The 2417-nt window shown below is 74.2% G+C and carries 1 protein-coding gene; it reads left to right on the top strand.

Annotated features, from left to right (window positions below):
• A partial coding sequence (locus RWX45_RS04515) for a helicase-associated domain-containing protein (protein ID WP_316022582.1) occupies positions 1 to 2318 on the top strand: 2318 nt, incomplete at its 5' end.
• Positions 2319 to 2417: the final 99 nt, after the last annotated feature.

Below are 2417 nucleotides of genomic sequence, written 5' to 3'. Positions count from 1 at the left end.
CCTTCACCGCCCTCGCCGTGCGCGCCGGCGCCCGCCCCAGCGTGGAGGCGGCCCTGCGCGAGTTGGACGCCGTCACCCTCGCCGTTGCCGAAGCCGCCGTCGCCCTGAGCCGCACGGATGCCGAGACTCTGGCCGCGGCCCTGGGATTGAGCCCCGACGACGTTGCCGCCCGCCTCGCCGTGCTCACGCGACTGGCGCTCATCATCGACGCCGGCCCCGTCCCTGGACTGATCGAGACCTTCGGCCCGCATCCCTTCGGCCTGGGACCCGTGGCGGCACAGCCGCTGGACGCCGCTCAGCTCCCGCCGCCACTGGCTGTCTTGGAACAGGCGGCCGCTCACCCCGACGCCCTGGGCGAACTGGCCGAGTCCGCTCTTGCTGGGTTGGGCGCCGTGCCCGCCCCGGGCGAACTCTCCGAGTCCGCTCTTGCCGTACTCGCAGCGCTGACATGGGGGCCGCCGGTTGGCACGGCGGGGCCCGGACGCCCGGTCGCCGGCGCCACCGAACTGGCACGGCGCGGCTGGCTGGAACGCACCTCCGACGCCGCCGGCCGCAGCCGGTTCATCCTCCCGCGTGAAGTCGGCCTCGCCCTGCGCGGCGGTCGCCTCAACCGGGAGCCGCTCACGCCTCCGGCCACCGACGCCCTGGACGTCGTACCGCCGGAGGCCGTCGCCTCCGAATCTGTCAACCACGCCGAGGAAGTCACCCGGCTGACCCGCGAGCTGCTGGCCGAATGGGGGCGCGAAGGCGGCCAGATCCTGCGCACCGGGGGAGTGGGAGTGCGGGCGCTGGACCGCACCGCAGCCGCCCTCGGCCTGGAACGCGGCCAAGCCGCCACCCTCATCGAACTCGCCGCCGGCGCCGAACTGCTTGGCCTTGACGAGGGTGGCGCCGCCTGGGTGCCCGCCGCTACGGTTCCCGCCTGGCTAGACGCACAGCTGCCCGAACAGTGGGCCGCTCTGGCCGCCGCCTGGGCCGACTCGGCCCGCACCCCCTGGCTCGTTGGCACCCGCGCCGACGACGGCACCCTGCGCCCCGTTCTCGGCGCCGACGTCGAAGCCGGCTGGGCGCGCCTCCTGCGCCGACGCGTCCTACTCCTGCTCGATTCACTGCCGGAGGGCACCGCCGTCACCCCCACCTGGGTGCGTGCCGCCCTCACCTTCGCCCGCCCACGGCGCCCGATCCCGGAGGGCGCCGTCACTGCGGTGCTCGCCGAGGCGGACCTGCTCGGCCTCACCGGCGGCGGCGCCCTCAGTCACACCGGACGGGTACTGGCCGCCTCGTTGCGGGTGAGTGCCCCAGACACTGCCGTCCCGAGCTCACCGGCGCCCACCCCAGCCGACCCGGACGCCGCCCGCCCGGACTCTCCGGCGCCCGCTTCCACCGATCCGGGTGCACGAGTTCTGGATGCGCTCGAACAGGTGCTCGCAGCGGACCTGCCCGCCCCGGTCGACATGTTGCTGCTGCAGTCCGACTTGACCGCCATCGTGCCCGGGCGGCCGGTCCCCGAGCTCGCCTCCGCCCTGGAACGCAGCAGCGTCGTCGAATCCCGCGGCGGGGCGCTGACCGTCCGCTTCACCGCACAGTCCGTGCGCCGTGCCTTGGACAGCGGCTGGTCGGCGGCCGAACTCTCGGCGGCTCTCACCCGTTTCAGTCCTACTCCGCTGCCCAGCGCCCTCACCGTCCTCATCGACGACGCCGCCCGCCGCCACGGGGCGGTGCGGGTGCGCGAGGTCGCCAGCGTCCTGCGCATCGCCGACCCGGCAACTGCGGCCGGGCTGCTTGCCGACGCCTCCCTGGCCGGTCTCGGACTGGACCAGCTCGCGCCCGGGGTTATCACCTCGACGGCGCCTGCCGGGGTGGTGCTGCGCGAACTGCGCAGGACCGGACTAGCGCCGGTACTCGAGGACGAGCACGGACGCTTGCTGGTTGCCGGTACGCCCGGATCTGGGCGGCACGGGCGGGCTACCGCACCGGAACCCACGCATCCCGGCAGCGAACACTCGGTTCACCGCCGCCAGATCGGACGTCGCGAGCTGGCTGGCCTCGTGGGGCGGCTGCGCGCCGGGGAGGAGGCCCGACGCGCAGCGGGAGACACGGCGTCGGCCAGTGACCCCGTCCATGCGCTGGCACTGCTCCGCCAGGCACAGGCCTCGCGAGCGCGGGTGCGCCTGCGCCTGGCCGGCCCCGACGGGGCGGTGCAGGAACGCACCGTGCGGGTGCTCGCTGTCGAACCGGGCCGGGTACGGCTGGCCGACCTCGTGCGCGAGACCGAGTTGACGGTCGCGGTCCACCGGATCGTGGCGGTCCATCTGTAACTGCCGACGTCCAGGTCTCCACAGGTGCTGCTGCGGACAGCAATTGGACCGGCCCTCTACACTGGAACGGTGACTGACGCAACGACACACACGTCGAAG

It is taken from the genome of Actinomyces sp. MRS3W, assembly GCF_032465695.1.
Lineage (GTDB): Bacteria > Actinomycetota > Actinomycetes > Actinomycetales > Actinomycetaceae > Actinomyces.
The sequence above is the reverse complement of the archived record's forward strand: the minus strand, read 5'-3'. Positions and strand labels throughout refer to the sequence as shown.